Below are 16,117 nucleotides of genomic sequence, written 5' to 3' on the forward strand. Positions count from 1 at the left end.
AATCCCCGGCGGGGCCGGCGTTTGTCTGTCAGGAGTACTTCGACAACAAACCCGCCCCGGATGGGTTCCCCACATACCGTGATCAATCCGTTACGGCCGCCCTGGCCGGGCGTGGTTACGTGCAAGTATGCCCCGCATGAGCCGCGGCCTCGACTGGCAAGAATCTCGAGTCTCACCCAAACCGGGAGGGACTCCTGGCCACGTGATATTCCCCAGCGAATCCGGCCGTGCGGGTCGCCCTGATGATCATGCTGGATGCTCTTCGTTCTTAGCATGCCGTCCATGCCTGTGTCCGCTCCAAGCCTTGTCTTGTAAGGTTCCGTGCGGCCGCGCCGCCGATGGCGGGTTCGTCCGGGCCGGGTTTGATCCAAATGGAGTAAAAGTGGTTCTCTGTGGCCGGGAATTGAGTGGTCGTGACCGGGCTGGGGGCCGTGACCCCGGTAGGCGCGACTGCGGCCGTGACGTGGGACGGGCTTCTTGAGGGACGGTCCGGGATAAGCGTGTTGGATGACCCGTGGGAGCGCGGGCTGTCGGTCCGTGTTGCCGGTCGGGTTACAGCGGATCCTGCTCTCCTTCTCTCGACCGGGGATTAACGGCGGATGGACCGTTGTGGTCACTTGGCGCTGATTGCGGCGCGGCAGGCCTGGGCGCAGACGGGGCGGGCGGAAGTCGATCCTGAACGGCTCGCCGTCGTCATCGGTTCCGGGTACGGCGGCCTGGGAACGGTCGTGGCCCAGACCCGAACCCTGGACAGAAGCGGTCTCCGGCGGGTGTCTCCGCACACCCTTACACAGATTATGGCCAATGGCCCCGCGGCGTGGGTGTCGATTGCCGTGGGCGCAAGGGGCGTGGCGCGTACTCCTGTCAGTGCAGGCGCGTCCGGAGCCGAAGCGATCGCCCAAGGTGCGGAGATGATCAGATCCGGCGCCGTGGACGTCGTCGTCGGCGCCGGCGGTGTTGACGCCTGTATCAACGAACTGACCATCGCCGGATCCGCCCAGATCCGAGCGCTGTCCACGAGCGACCGCGGCCCGGAGCAAGTCTCCGGGCCGCGACCGGGACCGGAGCGGCTTCGTGATGATCGCAGAAGGTTCCGGGATTCTCGTATTGGAGCTTGAGGACTTCGCGCGGGCCCGCCGTGCCGAGGCCTACGGGCGGATAGCCGGGGCCGCTGCTAATTCCGATGCCGGCGACATCGTCGCGGCCGGCCTTGGGATGCAGCGCCGCGTGATGCAGAAGGCCTTGGTTGCGGCTTCGCTCACGGGACCGGACATCGGGTTCGCCCACGCCCATACGACGTCGACTCCGCTGGGTGACCGTCTGGAGGCCAGCGCAATTGCCGCCGTGGCGGGAATCAGGTACCTGTCACGTCGACGAAGTCGACTACCGGCCACATGCCGCCGCAACCATCGAAGCCAGCTCGGGGCTGACAGAGTTGTACCCGCCAGGGTACGCGCCGCCGTCGCCCGCTGATCACCGCGATCAGCGAAGACCGGCACAAAGAAGTCCTCCGGGCACTGACAGCGCTCCTCGAGTACAGGCGTGACGTTTAAGCAGGCCGCAATGCACAAAAACGGGTCTCTAAGTCCTGGATGACATTCAGTCCGTCCCCTCCCAAGGTCACCCGTAAACCGACAGCCACCCACCTCAACAGGGGGTGCTTAAGGGATGCAAGCCACTTAAGAGATACAAGCCACTAACGGGCGGAGCGCTGGATGGGGTGGCCGGCGCCGGGGTGGTGGTTCAGCTCCCCGGGCCGGCTTACTGACGAAGGGTTCGAGGACGACGGCTGCTCGCCCTACGGTTGGGCTGGCTATATGAGGACTGCGTCCGGAATCGGAGGTTACTCCATCGGATCCTAACGTGATAGCTCCACCAGGGATCGATCCTCGGAGATGTCCAGCCTCTGCTGCCCCTCAGATCCGAGCGCGGTGTAGACCGGCTTGTTCCAGTCTTCCCAGATTTTCGATACGGCCGCATAGTCCTCCCGGCCGTATCCGGACGCGGCGGCAATGTCGTAGGCGGTGTGCGAGCCCTGGATGGCGAACAGTGGTACCCCCAGTTTCTGGGCGAGTTCCAAGGCCAGGACGGAGTCCTTGCGCGCGGCATCCAGGGGCATGCCTCCTTCGAAGTCACCTTGCACAATGCGCTCCGCATATCGGTGCGTCAGCGGCCGGTGCAGTCCCATACGCTCATCGGAGAGCAGGTCCACCAGCTTGGTGCAGCTGATACCGGCGGCCGTTGCCATCGAGCCGGCCTCCGAAACAACCACCATGACCGCATGGGCGACAGCGTTGTTGATGACCTTTGCCGCTGCGCCCGATCCTGTCGGACCAAAGTGGATTTGGGCTTGTGCCATGGCATCCAGCACCGGCTTATTGGCCGCAATCGTCTCGGCATCACCGCCGAGCAGGAGGGTTGCGCTTCCGTTGGCCATTTGACTGACGCCGGCGAGGAGGGATGCATCGATGATGTTGATGCCATGCGGGGCAAGAATTTTCTCGCAATGGCGCACGTCGTCCGGATTCACCGTGCTGGTTTCGATGATGGTGCTGCCGGGTGCCAGGATCTGGGCCAGCTCGGTGACCACGGAACTCGAAACCGCCGGATTCGGCAGGGAGAGCACCACGGTGGAGCAGTCGGCCGCGTCCGTGGGCGTGGAGATTACTTGTGCCTGGAATTCAGCTTGGGCTTCAGCCGCCCGGTCTGCGTTCAGGTCAAAGACCTTGACCGGAAAATGTGCGGCGATTCTCTGAGCCACGACGTAACCCATGTTTCCCAGGCCGTAAATGGCAATTTTCTTCGTTTCACTCATGCTGCGTTCCTAAAAAGATTTGTCGGGTTCGTTCGTCAGATTGATCATGACGTTCTTGGTGGTGAGGTATTCCTCGATTGCTTCAAGACCGCGTTCACGGCCATACCCCGATTGCTTGACGCCTCCAAACGGTGCCTGGGCCTGGCTCACCCGGTAGGTGTTCACCCACACGGTACCGGCTTCAATACGATCGGCAACCCGGTGTGCACGGCCAAGATTCTGCGTCCACACTCCTGAGGCCAGGCCAAATTCACTGTCATTGGCCATGGCTATCGCTTCCTCTTCCGTGTCGAACGGGATGATGGAGAGCACGGGCCCGAATACTTCGTGGCGCGCTATGTCGGAGTCGTTTGCTACGTCGCGGAAGACCACGGGTTCAACAAACAGCCCGTTGCCAAGGGCTGACAGATCCCGCCCGCCCTTTGTCGCCATAGTGGCGTTCCGCGACGCTTCCCTCACCATGGACGTGATCCGCTCGTGTTGCGGCTTATTGGCCACCGGACCCATCTGGACCCCGGCTTCCGCCGGGTTGCCAAGACGAATCGCGTCTGCCAGTTCGGCAAGTTCGGCGACCACACGTTCATAGACGCCGCGTTGGACCAACAACCTGCTGCCGGCAATGCAGGACTGGCCGCCGGCGCCAAAGATGCCGGCTGCCGCTCCTTTGACGGCGGCCTGGATGTCTGCGTCGTCAAAGATGATGTTGGGACTTTTTCCACCGAGTTCCAATGTGACCGGAATCAGTGTCGAAGCGGCTGCCCGCTGGATCGCCTGGCCGACCTGCACGCTTCCCGTGAAGCTGATGCGTCCCACGCGGCGGTCGGTGGTCAGCGCCTCACCGACGTGGGGACCACCGGTCACGACATTGAACACACCGTCAGGGAATCCGGCTTGGCGCATGTAGTCCGCAAACTTCAGGGTAGATGCGGAAGCGTGTTCACTGGGTTTGACCACCACCGTGTTGCCGGCCGCCAGGGCTGGCGCCAGCTTGTTGGACAGCAGCTGCATCGGAGAGTTCCACGCGGTGATCAGGACGGCGACTCCAACCGGAACGCGCCGGGTGTAATCGAAAAAGCCCGGACGATCTACAGGAATGACCGAACCGAAGATCTTGTCGGCCTGACCTGCGTAAAAACGGTACATGCGGGCTGCGAAGCGGGCTTGATTCGTGGTTTCCGTCACGAGCTTGCCGTTGTCGGTGGACTCCAGTTTCCCCAACTCGGACGCGTTTGCGTCCAGGATGTCCGCCAGCTTGTTCATCAGTAGGGAGCGCTCATATCCGTTGGTCGAGCTCCAGACGGAGTCAAAGGCATCCTTGGCCGCACCAATGGCTTCGGCAGTATCTTGCGCCGTCGCGTCCGGGATGGTTGCGAATATTTCACCGGTGTAGGGGTTGGTGGCAGGCAGTGTTTTCCCGTCGGAGCTCTCTGCCTGTCGAGAACCAATGGTCATTCGGAAGTTCATCATTTGCAGATATTCCTTTCACGTTTCAAAACCGGGCTACACACCCTTGCGAAGCTTCAACGACAGCGTCAGTACGATTCCAACGATGGAGCAGAGCGCCAGGCCCATCAGTCCGCCTTCGATGGATCCCGTCCGGTCCTTGATGATGCCGAAGGCCGTGGGGGCGACGAACCCGCCAAGGTTGCCCAGCGCATTGACCAGGGCAATCCCGGCTGCCAAGAGCTTGGGATCCAGCGAGACTGAGGTCATGGACCAGAAGACCGAGTTGCAGGCCTTGTAGCCCACTGCTGCCAGCGTCAGGGCAAACAGGGCGAACCAGGGATTGGGTGTAACTGCCAGGAACATGCCGACACCCATGAGGACCATGGAGCCAACAACCAGGAGCTTTCGACCTCCGCGGTTGTCCGTCAGTCTGGCCAGCAGGTACATGGCGATGACCGCGGCAATCCATGGGATTGAGGTGAGGAGCCCGATCTGGAATGCGCTGATGCCATCAATCTTGCCCAGAATGCCCGGCAGCCAGAAGGTCACGGTGTATCCGGTCATCACAGAAACGAAGTAGATGCCACACAGTTTCAGGATCTGGGGCTGGAAAAGAAGCTTCCACTTGGAAATGCCCCTGCTGTCCTCACTGCGAACGGATTCATCCGTATCAACGGCCGCCTGCAGGGCCGTTTTTTCTGCTGTGGAGAGCCACTTGGCTTCGGAAATGTGTGAAACAAGAAGGCCAAAGGCCACGAAGCCAACAAGTATCGATACGCCGCCTTCAATAAGGAACATCCACCGCCAACCCGCAATATTGAACAGGCCGTGCAGCTCCAGGAGCCCACCGCTGATGGGCCCGGTGACGATGTAGGCGAGTGCGGATGCGCTCAAGAAAATCGCGACGGCGCGACCCCGGTAGGCGTCGGGAAGCCACTTGGTGAAGTAAAAGATGACGCCAGGGAAGAACCCCGCCTCCATCACGCCCAGAAGAAACCGCAGGATGTAAAACACGATGTCGTTATGGGTGAATGCCATGAGCATGGTGACAAGTCCCCAGGAAACCATGATTCTGGTCAACCATACGCGAGCCCCAAATTTCTGCAGCAGGACATTGCTTGGTACCTCGAATGCGGCGTATCCAATGAAAAACAAGCCGGCGCCGAAACCAAAGGCAGATGCGCCAATGCCCAGTTCCTTGCTGAAGACTTGCTGGACGAAGCCGATGTTCGTGCGATCAATCTGATTGATCAGCAGCATGACCACTACGAGTGGAAGCATGCGGGACGAGAATTTTTTGACTGCCGATTTCACGTCGGCGTCGCTGCCTAACGCTCCGGATCGGCTGGCAGCAGTGGTCTGACTCATAGGGGTCCTTAAGTATTTGTGGCTTTTGCAAGCCGGCCAAGTGTGGCATCTCTCACTTCTCCTGATGCTAGTTGCGAGTTTCAATACTCGTCCAACACATTTTTTGCATTCACCGATACCCTTAATAGCATGAGTTACACCATCGATCAGTTGCGGGCGTTCGTCGTGGTCGCCGAGGAGATGCATTTCGGCCGCGCGGCCGAACGGCTCAACATCTCCCAGCCCCCGCTCAGCCGGCAGATCCAATCGCTTGAACGCCATCTTCACGTCCAGCTTTTTGACCGCAGCCGCCGTGCCATCACCCTGACCACTGCGGGCGCGGGGTACCTGTCCGACATCCGCAGGTCCCTTGAGCTCCTTGAGGCATCGGAGGTAAATGTCCGCCGTGCTAGCGACGGGCTGCGAGGTTCCGTTCATCTTGGATTCACCCTCATCGTCGGAAACATTTTCGTCCCGCAACTCTTAAAGCTGGCCGCGGAGGAGTTGCCGGGCGTGAAATTGGTGCTCCATGAGATGAACACGGCCCGACAGCCGTCGGCGCTGCAGGAAGGAACCATTGACCTAGGCATGTCCCGGCCGGTGCCAGGGTTACTGGAGCTGCACAGCAAACGATTGCCCTCAGACACACTGCTCGCTGCGGTACCTAAAAACTTCGGGCTTTGCAGAAACTATGCTTCATCGGGCGCGTCCGGCCTGCCGATCCTGCCCGTAGCCGCCCTGGATGGGCAGGACTTTGTCATGTATGCAGAGAACGGGCCAGCCTACTTCTACGATCTTCTCCGTTCCATCTTCACTCTCTGGAAGGTGACACCGCTGACGGTGCAGGAGATCGTGGAGGTCTACACCATGCTGCAACTAGTGGATTCGGGGATCGGCGTGGCGCTCATTCCCTCATCGGCCCGCCGTTGGGTCGGGGAGAACACCCAGCTTTTCCGCATGCCTGAGTTGGAGCCTCACACCATCGATTCAACGCTGATCTGGAACAAGGCCAGTCGGAACCCTGCCTTGAAAAGGGTTTTGGAGCTGACCGACAGGCTGGAATTCTCCTCCGAACTTTGACGGTCCAGCCAACTGCTGATCACAGTCGCCGGCAGTCCCGAACGTACGCCCAGCCCAAAGAGGCTTTCACGCACCCAAAGGACGCTTGTCTGATGCATAATTCCAGGGGTTCCCGGTCCGGAGTGGCTTGAAGTATTTGTAGGCAAGAGCGTCCAGAATCGGCGTGATCAACGTCGAACTTGGAGGCTCACGTGGACACCGTTGCCACTGCATTCTATGTGAGGGTTGATGACCAGTTGCAGGCGCATCCGGAACGGATCCCGCCGCGCCCCGGATCGGTATTTCGCCCAGGATTAGCGATGCCGAAATCGTGACGGTGGCCGTGATGCAGGCGCTGTTGGGATTTACCAGCGGGGCACGGTGGCTGCGCCGCGCACGGAAGTCCCTCCGCCCGATGTTTTGCATCTGCCGGGAAAGGCCGGCTACAACAAGCGGCTGCGCCGGCTCGGGCCTACGATGAACGGGCTGTTCTGCGTGCGCGTCCACAGCGCCACTATCTCCTCTGATGATGTGTGGGTGGTCGATTCCACCCCGGTGGATTGCGCCCGGTCGCGGGAAGCGGTCCGCCGTTCGGAGATGGCCGGCTGGGCCGAATACGGCTACTGCGCCTCGCACAGCCGCTACTTTGTGGGGCTGCGCCTGCATCTGGTCTGCCCCCTGCATGGGCTGCCCGTCGGGTATGCGCTGACCGGAGCCAAGGCCGACGAACGCCAGACGTTCCTGGACATCCTTGCCGGCACCCCGGCCATGGCACGGGTCCGGACCGGCGGGCACCGCCAGCTCCTCATCCGGGACAAAAACTACTACGGCGCCGGGTTCGAGGACGCCGAGGCACAGGCCGGGCTGGAACTGCTGAGCGCGGCCCGGAAGGGAGAGAAACCCCGGGCCGGGTCACGGTACGGCGGACGGACCCCGGCAGGAGTCACCGCCCGCGGCATCGAACGCATCCCCTCCCTGACAGCTGCGATCTGACTCAACGACCAGACAGGCCGAGCCATCCGACGCTCCCTCGCCGCCTACGACCACTGACCCCTTGGACTCATTTAGTGGCCTTGAACTACAACATCGCGGGATTGGCATTTCAAGAAGAAATATGCAGAACCCCTCAGGCGGCGAAACGTGGATCTTTGGCCCGGGCCCCGGGTTCACCCGTGCGGCTCGCACTCTTTCGACTGACAAGAGAACCGCCGGCTAGTTAGGGATGACCCGCTGAGACCCCTTCGACTTCAGTCAAAAGGGGTCTCAGCGATGCCCAAAGCCCGTGGTGGCGGCCTCGGCGGCGCTCAACTCTGTGGACCCCATTTCAGGGTTCCTGCTGGCGTTAAAGACGAATTCCTTTGGGTAGGTATCTACCCAAAGGAATTCGTGATCGGGAACCACGTTAATTCGTAATATCCCCTCTGGCGGTGACGGTGGGATTTGAACCCACGTTGGCTTTTACACCAAACAACATTTCGAGTGTTGCACCTTCGGCCGCTCGGACACGTCACCAACCTGACTAGGCTACCGGAGCAAGGCGCTCAACCCCAAAACGAGGGCTCACCCGGTGGCCCGGCGGCCCAGAGACCGCCCCAGGACCGGCTGCAAGACCGTCGACTCGGCCCGTCCGCAACGCCAAAGCTTCCCCCGGGCCGCGCGCGGCACTAGATTCGACAGCAAGATGAGCACTTCAAACAACGCCGGCCAAGTACCTGTCATCGCAACCGCATATTGGACCGTCGGCCCGGAGAAGGGCGAACTCCGGCGCGAGGAACTGCCGCCGCCCGGCCCCGGCGAAGCCCTCGTACGCGCGCTCTACTCCGGCATCAGCAAGGGCACGGAAATGGTGGTGCACAACGCCCGGGTCCCGGAGTGCGTTGCCAAGGAAATGGCGGCGCCGCACCAGGCGGGCAGCTTCCCGTCGCCGGTGAAGTTCGGCTACCTCTCCGTCGGCGTCGTCGAGGACGGCCCGGCGGACTGGCTGGGCAAGACAATCTTCTGTCTGCACCCGCACCAGGACCGCTACGTCGTCCCGGTCGAATACCTCACGGAGGTGCCGGACAATGTGCCCGCCCGCCGCGCGGTCTTGACCGGCACCGTGGAAACCGCCGTCAACGCGCTCTGGGAGGCCGGTCCCCGGCTCGGTGACCGCGTGGCCGTGATCGGCGCCGGGCTGGTGGGCGGCATGGTCGCCCAACTGCTGGGAACATTCCCGCTGGGCCGGCTGCAGCTGATCGACGTCGACCCGGCCAAGCGCGCCTTCGCCCAGACCCTCGGCATCGACTTCAGCCACCCCGACGACGCGCTGCCGGACTGCGACATCGTGATCCACTGCTCCGCCGCGCAGTCCGGCCTCGAACGCGCCCTGCAGCTGGTGGGCGACGAGGGGGAGATCATCGAGATGTCCTGGTACGCGGACCGCAACGTCACCCTGCCGCTCGGCGAGGACTTCCACGCCCGGAGGCTTTCCATCCGCGCCAGCCAGGTGGGCGTCGTCGCCCGCGCCCGCCGCCATCGCCGCACCAACGCGGACCGGCTCAAACTCGCGGTCTCGCTGCTCAGCGATCCGGTCTTCGACACCTTCCTCACCGGCACCTCCGGCTTCAGCGAGCTGCCCGACGTCGTCCAGCGGCTCTCCGACGGCAGCCTGGACGCGCTCTGCCACGTCATCGGATACCCCTCCGCGGAAGATCCCGCCCCCGCAACAGAAACTACGAGGTAACCCGTGTTCAGCCTGACCGTCCGCCGCAATTTCATGATCGCTCACAGCCTGCCGCGCCCCGCCTTCGGCCCCGCGCAGGGCCTGCACGGGGCCACTTTCGTCACCGAGGCGACCTTCCGCCGTCGGACGCTAAACGAGGACTCGATCGTGCTGGACATCGGCGAAGCCGGCGACGTGCTGGACGCCGTCCTGGCCGAGCTGAACTACAAAAACCTCGACGAGCACCCGGATTTCGCCGGCAAACTCAGCACCACCGAGGCCCTGGCCCAGCACATCACGGACGCCCTTGCCACCAAGATCCGCGCCGGCCAGGACGGGCAGGCACTGGCGGGCATCGACGTCACCCTGCGCGAGACCCCGGACGCCTGGGCCAGCTATTCGCTCGAGTTCGACGCCGGCTAGCAGCCCCGTGGAGGTAACCGGCGTCCGCTTGTTGCTGCCCGGCAACGTGCGCCACAACTCCGGCGGCAACGTCTACAACGCCGCCCTGGTCCGGGCACTGGCGGACCTCGGCGTGGCTGCAGAGTCGAGCGGGGTCGACGGCGACTGGCCGGTCGGCAGCCCGGAGGACCGTCGGGGACTGGGGCGGCTGCTCAACGAAACCGCCGACGCCGGGCGGGTCACGATCGTGGACAGCCTGGTGGCCTGCGGAGCGCCGGACGAACTGGAAGCGGCCGCCGCGGCCGGGATGCCGGCCTGGATCCTGCTGCACATGCCCCTGGCCGGGCACCCGGAACTGGAACGCCGCGCCCTGCAGGCCGCAGCCGGGGTCATCTGCATCAGCGGCACGGGCGCGGCGGACCTGCGGGAGCGGCACCGGCCGGACCGGCTGGGCGGGCTGGACAGTATCGGGGTCGCGCTCCCCGGCACCGAGCCCGCTCCGCTGGCCGTCGGTTCCGAGCCGCCGCACCTGCTGGCACTCGCCGTACTGCTGCCCAACAAGGACCAGTTGCTGCTGCTGCACGCCTTGTCCGGGCTCACGGACCTGGCTTGGACGGCCACCCTCGCGGGCTCGGACACGGCAGATCCCGCGTACGCCGCCCTGCTCCGGCGGGAGACGGAGCACCTCGGCGTGGCCGGACGCGTGGGCCTGCCGGGGGAGCTGCGCGGAGCCGGGCTGGACGCCGAATGGGCCGCCGCTGACCTCAGCCTGCTGATTTCGCGGGCCGAGACCTATGGGCTGGTGGTCACCGAATCCTTGGCCCGCGGCATTCCGGTGATCGTGCGGCAGGGTACGGGAGCCGTTGAGGCCCTCGCCGCGGGCGCTCCGGCCGCTGCGTCCAACCAGCCTGCGGCCGCTGCGTCCAACCAGCCTGCGGCCGCTGCGTCCAACCAGCCCGCGGGCGCCCCGGCCGCCGAAGCCGGAACGTCACCACTACCGGGCGTCGCCGTCGTGCTCGCCGAAGACCCGGCGCCGCTCGCAGCCGTGCTGCGCCGCTGGCTTAACGAACCGGAACTGCGCGCCCAATGGCGGTCCGCCGCCCGGGCGGCGCGGGAGCGCCTCCCCGGCTGGGACGCCACCGCGCGGTCAGTGCTGGCGATCCTCGAAACCGGCGGCTCCGGGGGACCGCCGCGGCAAACGTAACGCCAGGATCAATACCCACGCCGGGGAAGCTGGTGGAGAATGACCCCATGACGACCCAGCCCGTAACCGTGCAGCTGCCGCCCGCCGAGAGCCTCACGCCCGACCGGCTCCGCGCCTGGTCCTGGCACCGGCAGGGACTGGACGGCTCCTTGGCTGGCTGCACCGCGGAGCAGGTCTTTGCCCCGGGCCGGTTGGGCGCGGTCCGTGGGCGGCGCCAACCCCTACCTCACGCTCTTCGCCCGCGCCGGCATCCGGCGCTCGCAGGTGGACGCCGACGTCCTGGCCCACCGGGTCCTGGAACTGCCGACGGCGCGCGGCTGCACCTATGTGTTGGGCCGGGACGACTTCGCCTGGGCGCTGCGCCTGGGACGGGATCCGGCCGAGGCCACGTTCAAGGTGGTGGGCCGGCTCGGGGTGGACCGCGGCGAAATCGCGCTGCTCGAGGAGCAGGTACTGCACACCCTCACCGAAGCCGGGGTGCCGCTGGACCCGCGGCAGCTCAAGGACGAACTAGGCGATTCGGTGCGCAACCTCGGCGAGGAGGGCAAGAAGAAGGGCGCCACCACCACGTTGCCCACCGCGCTCGGCATCCTTCAGGCCGACGGACGGATCCGCCGCGTCCCCGCCGGCGGCCGGCTCGACCAGCAGCGCTACGCCTATGCGCCGTGGGGTCTCCGCCCGAGCGAGCTCACCGACGAGGAGATCCGCGCCGAGCTGGTCCGGCGCTACCTCGGCTGGACCGGCGGGGCCACCTTCAAGCAGTCGCAGTGGTTCACAGGCTTCACGGTCGTGCAGAGTAAGACCGCGCTCGCCGCGGCCGGCGCCGTGGAGGTCCCCACCGCGACGGGCGTCGCCGGGAGCGGCCCGCTCTGGATGCTGCCCGACGACGTCGACCTCCTCGCCGCCTTCGAGGAACCCGCCGAGGAGCAAATCCAGTTGCTCGCCGGGAGCGATTCGCTGGTGCTGCTGCGCCGGAACGCCTCGGAACTGCTCGCAGGGGAGGACCAGGGCAAGGCGGCGCTGGGGTCGCTCGCGCTGCAGGCGGACCTGCCGGACCACCCCATCCTTGACCGTGGCCGGATCATCGGGCTGTGGCAATACGACACTGACCGGGAGCGGATCGCCGCATGGCTCTTCGGGGAGTCCACTCCCGCCGTGGCCCGCCGGATCGCCGAGCTGGAGACCTGGATCAGGGAAGACCTGGGCGACTTCCGGGCCTATAGCCTGGACTCGCCGGCATCACGGCAGAAGCGGATCGATGCGCTGCGGGCGTCCATGACGGCGACGGCCGAACGGTAACGGACCGGCGGCCGGACGCCGTCCACGACGGCGACGGCCGAACGGTAACGGACCGGCGGCCGGACGAATTACAGCCTCAGGCGCCGCGGTGGCCGGCGAAGAAATCCCGAAGCAGCGCCGCACATTCGGGCTCCCGGACCCCGGCGTACACTTCCACCCAATGGTTGAGCCGGCGTTCGCGGAGAATGTCGAACACGGAGCCGGCGGCCCCGGCCTTCTCATCCCAGGCGCCAAAAACTATCCGGGGAATCCGGGCCAGCACCACGGCCCCGGCGCACATTGCGCAGGGCTCCAGCGTGACCACCAGGGTGCAGTCCGCCAGCCGCCAACCGTCGTCGTCCTGGCCCTCCAGCGCGTGGCGCGCGCGCAGCCGGGCGGCAGCTTCCCGGATCGCCACCATCTCGGCGTGCGCCGTCGGGTCCCCGAGCGCCTCGCGCTCATTGCGCCCTGTACCGACCACCGAGCCGTCCGGCCCGATCACGACGGCGCCGATCGGCACATCCGCCGTGGCCAGGGCCCGGCGTGCTTCGCCGAGGGCCAGGCCCATCCATTCGACATGGCGGGGCTCGGGGGTTGTCATGGGTCAATGATAGTTTCGACGCTATGAATCCTAAGCACACTGTGCACCTTGGCGAGGCGCACCAGGAAGTCGGGAGACGGCAATGACCACCAGGACTGAGAGTTGGCTGACGCGGCGCTGGGGAAAATGGGTCGTGCCATACGCAGCCTTGTGGATCACGATGCTGATCGGCGGCGTCGTGGTTGTAGTGATGGCGTTGCTGAGCGCCGAGGTCTATGACAACGTCGTGGACTCCGCCGGCCTGGCGAACCTGGACAAGCCCATGCTGGCGTTCATGGAACAGCTGCGCAGTCCCGGCCTGGACTCGTTCGTCACCGGCTTCACGAACATTGGCGGCGGAATCGGCATGCCCATCCTCGCGAGCGTCCTGACTGCGTGGCTGATCTGGGTCTCGCGGACCTGGCGGCCGCTGCTGTTGATCGGAGGCGCCGCCGCCGTCTCGGTCACCGCCACCGCCCTGGGCAAGAAACTGATCGGGCGGACCCGGCCGGACCACGCCGATGCGGTGCCGCCCTACGAGAACTCGCCGTCGTTCCCCAGTGGTCACACCCTGAACACCACTGTGGTGATCGGGCTGGTGGTGTATCTCGCCTGCCTGCAGGTCAACCGCACCCTGGCCCGGGTGGGCCTGATCACGGCCGGTGTGATCTTCATCTTTGCGATGGGCATGAGCCGGGTCTTTCTGGGCCACCACTGGATGACCGATGTCATTATCGGCTGGGTGCTGGGACTGGGCTGGGTGGGGATCGTGATCCTGGCCCACAGGCTCTTCCATGTGCTGCGGCACCGGCAGCATGCCGGTCCGGCGCCGACGTTTGACTACGAGGTGCACCCACTGGGCGGGGCTTCCTTGGACCGCCGCGAGGGCGCCGCAGCGACCGGCCGTGCCGGCCCCCCAGGGACCGCCGGCCAGAGCGGGGCAGCCGACGCCGGTAACGGCGGCCAGGCCGGGGGCCGCCGGCATCCGGGTGATAGTTTTTACCCATGCGCACTCTTGTTGTGGACCACCCGCTGGTCGCCCATAAGCTCACCGTTCTGAGGGACAAAAACACCCCGTCCCCGGTCTTCCGCCAACTCACGGAGGAGCTCGTCACGCTCCTGGCCTATGAGGCAACCCGGGACGTCCGCACCGAACCGGTGACCATCGAGACGCCGGTCAGCACCACCATCGGCACGGCGTTTACCAAGCCCACCCCGTTGGTGGTCCCCATCCTGCGGGCGGGACTCGGCATGCTGGAAGGCATGACCAAGCTTGTCCCCACCGCCGAGGTGGGCTTCCTTGGCATGGCCCGCGATGAGGAGACCCTGGACATCATCACCTACGCCGAGCGTCTGCCGGAGAATCTGACCGACCGGCAGATCTTCGTCCTGGACCCGATGCTCGCCACCGGCGGCACGCTGCGAGAGGCGATCAAGTTCCTCTTCAAGCGCGGCGCCTCGGACGTTACCTGCATCTGCCTGCTGGCCGCACCGGAGGGTCTGGCTAAGCTGGAAGAGGAGCTCTCGGACGCCAACGTGACTATAGTGCTGGCCTCGATCGACGAGAAGCTCAACGAGAAGTCCTACATTGTCCCCGGCCTGGGCGACGCCGGCGACAGGCTGTACGGCATCGCCGTCTAAGCAACAGCGTGGGGTTCCCGTGGACTGCGCCGGGGTCTAGCCTGAGCCCATGGACTGGAAACTTGAACTCGTGTTGGTCCCCGTGTCCGATGTGGACCGAGCCAAAGATTTTTACGTAAACAAGGTGGGCTTCAACGCCGACTACGACGAGCGCCCCTCGGACAGCATGAGGTTTGTCCAGCTGACGCCGCCGGGCTCCGGTTGCTCGATTGCTATTGGCGAGGGCCTCACCGATGCCCCGCCCGGCACCGCCCCCAGCCTGCAACTCGTGGTCAGCGACATCCAGGCCGCCCACCGGCAGCTCAAGGACAACGGCGTGGACGTCAGCGACGTCGACGTCCAGGACTGGGGGCAGTTCGTCTACTTCGCCGACCCCGACGGCAACAAATGGGCTGTGCAGTACATCCCCAGCCGCCCGAACGGCTGACCGCCCGCTCCCCGGGGGCGTCGCCCCGGGCGGGCACACGCGAGGCCCCGGATCCGGTGGATCCAGGGCCTCGCCATCGGTTTATAGGCTTCCGGCAGTGCGGCTCAGTACCAGTTATTCGCATAGTGGAAGTTCAGGGCGCCGCACGGTGAGCCGTAGCGCTCCTGAACGTACTGCAGGCCCCAGTTGATCTGGGTCCGGTAGTTGGTCAGGTAATCCGGTCCCGCGCTGGCCATCTTTTCGGCCGGCAGGGATTGGACCACGCCGTAGGCGCCGCTGCTGGCGTTTGTGGCGGTGGTCCTCCAGTCGGATTCCCTGGTCCATAGCTTCAGCAGGCACTGCATCTCACTTGCCGCCCAGCCGTGGGCCGGCAGCTGCGCGGCGGCATACGCCTGTGCGCCGGCGGGATCGTCGACGGCGACCGGCTGCACCGGTGCCGGCGGAGCCGCGGGGGCCGGGGCAGCGACAGGGGCCGGGGCCGGCGGAGCGATAGGAGCCGGGGCAGGGGCCGGCGGTGCTGCCGGGGCGGGAGCTTCGGCGGGCTTGTTCTCGGAGGCCTGTGCCTCCACGCTGACTGCGGAGGGGGATGCAGGGATGTTGCTGCCGAGCCGTTCGAGGTCCAGAAGCTGCATCGAAGCCGCCTTGGAGGCTTCGGCCGGGTGGGGCGCGGTGCCGGAGGCCTGACCCGCGGCTCCGACTCCGAGCAGCACCGCGAGGGCGGTGGCCACGACGAGGGCGCGCTTGCCTTTGGACGGTACGCCGACGGCGGGCCGGGCACGTTTGCCTTTGCCAGCGGGCCGGGGCCCGGCCGGGCGCGGTGCCGGCTCGGCGCGGTGGCGCGCGGCATCGGCTTCGAACGTCTGTTCAGTGCCTTCTGGGCGTGATTGTGCCTTAAAGTCAGTCATATTCGCCTCTCAACGCCTACGGAGTAGCTGTCGGGTTCGGATGTGAAATCCGGCCGCACGGAATCGCGTCGTGGCGGCTCGACCCTAAGGGTGCATGGATGCAGGATGCCCGGGAACTCTGGGTCCCCCGTCTCTGCCTGGTCCATCGGAATCCGGGAAGCGGCAGAGTGTGGCGTAAGTCCGGATGTGCGGCCAGATCGACTGGCGCACCCTAAAACGGTACCTGACTTCGAGCCAGAAGTCACATTTCGGTAACGACGTCTCCTGGAAGCGGCGTGGCGGCTTGTCCTATGGCGAGGCCTGGGCGGCCAG

General features: G+C 65.2%; 14 protein-coding genes, 1 tRNA gene, 2 pseudogenes and 1 riboswitch. Of the genes and pseudogenes, 11 read left to right on the top strand and 6 right to left on the bottom strand.

Features of this window, described 5'->3' with window-relative positions; translation table 11 throughout:
* Nucleotides 1–413: 413 nt before the first annotated feature.
* Together ABIB14_RS12890 and ABIB14_RS12895 are read left to right on the top strand one after the other, a co-directional pair.
* Nucleotides 414–1,118, top strand: a pseudogene (locus ABIB14_RS12890) (beta-ketoacyl synthase N-terminal-like domain-containing protein).
* On the top strand, nucleotides 1,078–1,473 hold the full coding sequence (locus ABIB14_RS12895; RefSeq protein WP_354236376.1) for a beta-ketoacyl-[acyl-carrier-protein] synthase family protein: 396 nt from the start codon (nucleotides 1,078–1,080) through the stop codon (nucleotides 1,471–1,473). Before ABIB14_RS12890 ends, ABIB14_RS12895 begins: the two are co-directional and overlap by 41 nt.
* Nucleotides 1,474–1,858: 385 nt before the next feature.
* On the opposite strand, the gene ABIB14_RS12900 is transcribed toward ABIB14_RS12895, so the two are convergent.
* Genes ABIB14_RS12900 through ABIB14_RS12910 form a run of 3 tightly spaced genes read right to left on the bottom strand, consistent with a single transcriptional unit; the run spans nucleotide 1,859 to nucleotide 5,629 of the window.
* Nucleotides 1,859–2,815 (bottom strand): NAD(P)-dependent oxidoreductase, encoded by a 957-nt coding sequence (locus ABIB14_RS12900; protein WP_354236294.1) that lies wholly within the window; start codon nucleotides 2,813–2,815, stop codon nucleotides 1,859–1,861.
* Between the two features lie 9 nt (nucleotides 2,816–2,824).
* Nucleotides 2,825–4,282, bottom strand: a complete 1,458-nt coding sequence (locus tag ABIB14_RS12905) for an aldehyde dehydrogenase (protein WP_354236295.1) — start codon at nucleotides 4,280–4,282, stop codon at nucleotides 2,825–2,827.
* A 33-nt stretch (nucleotides 4,283–4,315) separates the two neighbouring features.
* Nucleotides 4,316–5,629 carry an MFS transporter gene (locus tag ABIB14_RS12910; protein WP_354236296.1) on the bottom strand — a complete coding sequence of 438 codons (1,314 nt, stop codon included), beginning with the start codon at nucleotides 5,627–5,629 and terminating at the stop codon, nucleotides 4,316–4,318.
* Nucleotides 5,630–5,758: 129 nt separating this feature from the next.
* Here ABIB14_RS12910 and ABIB14_RS12915 point away from each other — a divergent pair, with 129 nt between their 5' ends.
* Both ABIB14_RS12915 and ABIB14_RS12920 read left to right on the top strand, forming a co-directional pair.
* Nucleotides 5,759–6,688 (top strand): LysR family transcriptional regulator, encoded by a 930-nt coding sequence (locus tag ABIB14_RS12915; protein ID WP_354236297.1) that lies wholly within the window; start codon nucleotides 5,759–5,761, stop codon nucleotides 6,686–6,688.
* A gap of 179 nt (nucleotides 6,689–6,867) precedes the next feature.
* Nucleotides 6,868–7,660, top strand: a pseudogene (locus tag ABIB14_RS12920) (transposase).
* A 429-nt stretch (nucleotides 7,661–8,089) separates the two neighbouring features.
* On the opposite strand, the gene ABIB14_RS12925 reads toward ABIB14_RS12920, so the two are convergent.
* A tRNA-Ser gene (locus ABIB14_RS12925) sits at nucleotides 8,090–8,179 on the bottom strand.
* 169 nt (nucleotides 8,180–8,348) lie between these two features.
* On the opposite strand from ABIB14_RS12925, the gene ABIB14_RS12930 reads away from it, so the two are divergent.
* From ABIB14_RS12930 to ABIB14_RS12945, 4 genes are all read left to right on the top strand, one after another.
* Nucleotides 8,349–9,389, top strand: a complete 1,041-nt coding sequence (locus tag ABIB14_RS12930; protein ID WP_354236299.1) for a dehydrogenase — start codon at nucleotides 8,349–8,351, stop codon at nucleotides 9,387–9,389.
* 3 nt (nucleotides 9,390–9,392) lie between these two features.
* Nucleotides 9,393–9,791 (top strand): 6-pyruvoyl trahydropterin synthase family protein, encoded by a 399-nt coding sequence (locus ABIB14_RS12935; protein WP_354236300.1) that lies wholly within the window; start codon nucleotides 9,393–9,395, stop codon nucleotides 9,789–9,791.
* A gap of 7 nt (nucleotides 9,792–9,798) precedes the next feature.
* Nucleotides 9,799–10,974, top strand: coding sequence for a glycosyltransferase (locus ABIB14_RS12940; RefSeq protein ID WP_354236301.1), 1,176 nt, complete (start codon nucleotides 9,799–9,801; stop codon nucleotides 10,972–10,974).
* Nucleotides 10,975–11,178: 204 nt separating this feature from the next.
* Nucleotides 11,179–12,273 carry a DNA glycosylase AlkZ-like family protein gene (locus ABIB14_RS12945; RefSeq protein ID WP_354236302.1) on the top strand — a complete coding sequence of 365 codons (1,095 nt, stop codon included), beginning with the start codon at nucleotides 11,179–11,181 and terminating at the stop codon, nucleotides 12,271–12,273.
* A gap of 76 nt (nucleotides 12,274–12,349) precedes the next feature.
* Here ABIB14_RS12945 and ABIB14_RS12950 read toward each other — a convergent pair whose 3' ends face one another.
* Nucleotides 12,350–12,853: a nucleoside deaminase gene (locus ABIB14_RS12950; protein ID WP_354236303.1), complete on the bottom strand. Its 504-nt coding sequence runs from the start codon at nucleotides 12,851–12,853 to the stop codon at nucleotides 12,350–12,352.
* Between the two features lie 82 nt (nucleotides 12,854–12,935).
* Between ABIB14_RS12950 and ABIB14_RS12955 the strand changes: the two genes are divergently transcribed.
* Genes ABIB14_RS12955 through ABIB14_RS12965 form a run of 3 tightly spaced genes read left to right on the top strand, consistent with a single transcriptional unit; the run spans nucleotide 12,936 to nucleotide 14,900 of the window.
* Nucleotides 12,936–13,892, top strand: coding sequence for a phosphatase PAP2 family protein (locus ABIB14_RS12955; protein ID WP_354236304.1), 957 nt, complete (start codon nucleotides 12,936–12,938; stop codon nucleotides 13,890–13,892).
* Nucleotides 13,838–14,473, top strand: coding sequence for a uracil phosphoribosyltransferase (upp, locus tag ABIB14_RS12960; protein ID WP_175323800.1), 636 nt, complete (start codon nucleotides 13,838–13,840; stop codon nucleotides 14,471–14,473). Before ABIB14_RS12955 ends, upp begins: the two co-directional genes overlap by 55 nt.
* A 49-nt stretch (nucleotides 14,474–14,522) precedes the next feature.
* Nucleotides 14,523–14,900 carry a glyoxalase superfamily protein gene (locus ABIB14_RS12965; protein ID WP_354236305.1) on the top strand — a complete coding sequence of 126 codons (378 nt, stop codon included), beginning with the start codon at nucleotides 14,523–14,525 and terminating at the stop codon, nucleotides 14,898–14,900.
* A 104-nt stretch (nucleotides 14,901–15,004) separates the two neighbouring features.
* Here ABIB14_RS12965 and ABIB14_RS12970 read toward each other — a convergent pair whose 3' ends face one another.
* Nucleotides 15,005–15,805, bottom strand: coding sequence for an aggregation-promoting factor C-terminal-like domain-containing protein (locus tag ABIB14_RS12970; RefSeq protein WP_354236306.1), 801 nt, complete (start codon nucleotides 15,803–15,805; stop codon nucleotides 15,005–15,007).
* Nucleotides 15,804–15,973: riboswitch (cyclic di-AMP (ydaO/yuaA leader) on the bottom strand. It overlaps the preceding gene by 2 nt.
* Between the last annotated feature and the right edge of the window lie 144 nt (nucleotides 15,974–16,117).

It is taken from the genome of Arthrobacter sp. UYEF3 (assembly GCF_040546245.1).
Lineage (GTDB): Bacteria > Actinomycetota > Actinomycetes > Actinomycetales > Micrococcaceae > Arthrobacter.